This window comes from Streptomyces niveiscabiei, assembly GCF_001419795.1.
In the GTDB taxonomy this organism is placed as follows: Bacteria; Actinomycetota; Actinomycetes; order Streptomycetales; family Streptomycetaceae; genus Streptomyces; species Streptomyces niveiscabiei.
In genome coordinates, this window is record NZ_LIRL01000537.1 from 1 (window position 1) to 2,048 (window position 2,048).

2 protein-coding genes are annotated in these 2,048 nt (G+C 72.2%); both read left to right on the forward strand.

The features are described from left to right. Nucleotides 1–295 precede the first annotated feature (295 nt). On the forward strand, nucleotides 296–1,333 hold the full coding sequence (locus tag AOK24_RS25380) for a LacI family DNA-binding transcriptional regulator (protein ID WP_107104048.1): 1,038 nt from the start codon (nucleotides 296–298) through the stop codon (nucleotides 1,331–1,333). 140 nt (nucleotides 1,334–1,473) lie between these two features. Next, nucleotides 1,474–2,048, forward strand: a 575-nt coding sequence (locus AOK24_RS25385; protein WP_159051978.1) for a family 43 glycosylhydrolase, incomplete at its 3' end; no start/stop codon positions are given.

The following is a 2,048-nucleotide window of genomic DNA, read 5'->3' on the forward strand; positions in this document are numbered from 1 at the left end:
GTGCGCGGTGGCCGGCAGCAGGGGGAGCAGGAGGAGCGCCAGCAGGAGGGCCGCGAGCCGGGGCAGGGTTCTGCGGCGGAGGAGGTTCGCCATGTGCACCTTCCGGACGGTGGGGTGCGGGACCTGCCGGGACGCGGGCCGCTCTCGGTGGGCCGCCGCTCAGGAAGCCGGTGCGAAGGAAACTCTGGCCGTGCGGGAAAATTTTCGCTCTCTGCGGCGGAGAAATTAACACGGGGAGCCGCGAGGGGCCAGAGGCGGTGCGAGAATGCCGGTACCGACGACGAGGAAGGCGACCTTGGAGGAGCACGCAACGGACCGGGTGACCGGCCACGACACCGACGCGCCCCGGCCCGTCACCATCGCCTACATCGCCGAGTCGGCCGGCGTCTCCGTCCCGACCGTCTCCAAGGTGATCAACGGCAAGTCCGGTGTCTCCGCTGACACCCGGGCCCGCGTCGAGGCGCTGGTCGACAAGTACCGCTACCGCAAACCCGCGGGTGCCGGCCGCAGCAACGTCGTCGAACTCGTCTTCCGCGAGCTCAAGGACATGTGGGCGGTCGAGATCATCCGCGGCGTCGAGGAGGTCGCCCGGCGCAACGGCGTCGGCCTCATGGTCTCCCGCTTCGGTCTGCACGACTCCGCGCCGGGCTGGGACGACACGGTCGCCCGGCGCCCCAACTGCGTCCTGTCCGTGGCCCAGCTCTCCGAGGCCGAACGCGCCCAGCTCACCGCCAAGGGCATCCCGTTCGTCGTCTTCGACCCCATCGTCGAACTCCCGGACGACGTCCCCTTCGTCGGCGCCACCAACTGGTCCGGCGGACGCGCGGCCACCCGCCACCTCACCGGCCTCGGACACCGCCGCATCGCCATGATCGGCGGCCCCCGCGACCAGCTCTGCTGCGCCGCCCGGCTGGACGGCCACCGGTCCGCCCTGCGCGCCGCCGGACTGCCGGACGACCCCGAACTCGTCGTCCACACCCAGCTCACCCGCGAGGACGGCCGCGCAGCCGCCCGCGCCCTGCTGGCGCTGCCCGACCGGCCCACGGCGATCTTCACGGCCAACGACCTCCAGGCGCTGGGCGTCTATCAGGCGGCGCGGGAAGCGGGGCTGCGCATCCCGGAGGACCTCAGTGTCGTGGGGTTCGACGATCTGCCGGTCGTCGGGTGGGTCGACCCGCCGCTCACGACGGTCCACCAGCCGCTCACCGAAATGGCGGTGGCCGCAACGGAGTTGGCGCTGCTGCTGGGGCGCGGGGAGGAGGCGCCGCAGGTCGGGGTGGAGATCGCGACGCGGCTGACGGTACGGGAGAGCACGGCGCCGCCCGCGCGGTGATCGTGACGGCGGTGCCCTCACGCGGGCAGCGTGCTCGCGTGAGGACGCCGACGAGAAAGTTTCCGATGATCCGCGCGAAACTTTCTGATCTACGGAACGACACTTGCCAACCCCGGGCGCCCCCAGGGATCGTGATCCCCATGGTCGCCCACCCAGTCCTCCCCGTCCTCCCCGGCTTTCACCCCGACCCCAGCGTCTGCCGGGTCGGTGACGACTACTACCTCGCCTGCTCCAGCTTCGAGTACTTCCCCGGCGTACCGCTCTTCCACAGCCGGGACCTGCGGAACTGGACCCGGATCGGCAACGCCCTCGACCGGCCCACCCAGTTGCGGCTCCCCCTCGACTCGCCCTCCTCCGGCGGCATCTACGCGCCCACGCTCCGCCACCACGACGGCCGCTTCTGGCTGATCGTCACGAACGTCAGCGGCGACGGGAACCTCCTCGTCACCGCCACCGACCCGGCGGGCCCCTGGTCCGAACCGGTCCTCCTGACCGGCGTCCACGGGATCGACCCCGACCTCGCCTGGGACGACGACGGCACCTGCTGGTGCACGGTCGCCGGCGTCGGCCAGTACCGCATCGACCCCCGCACCGGCGAGACCCTCGGCCCCGCCCGCCGCATCTGGTCCGGCGCGCCCGGCGCGAAGGCCCCCGAGGCGCCGCACCTCTACCACATCGGCGACTTCTGGTACCTCCTCATCGCCGAGGGCGGCAC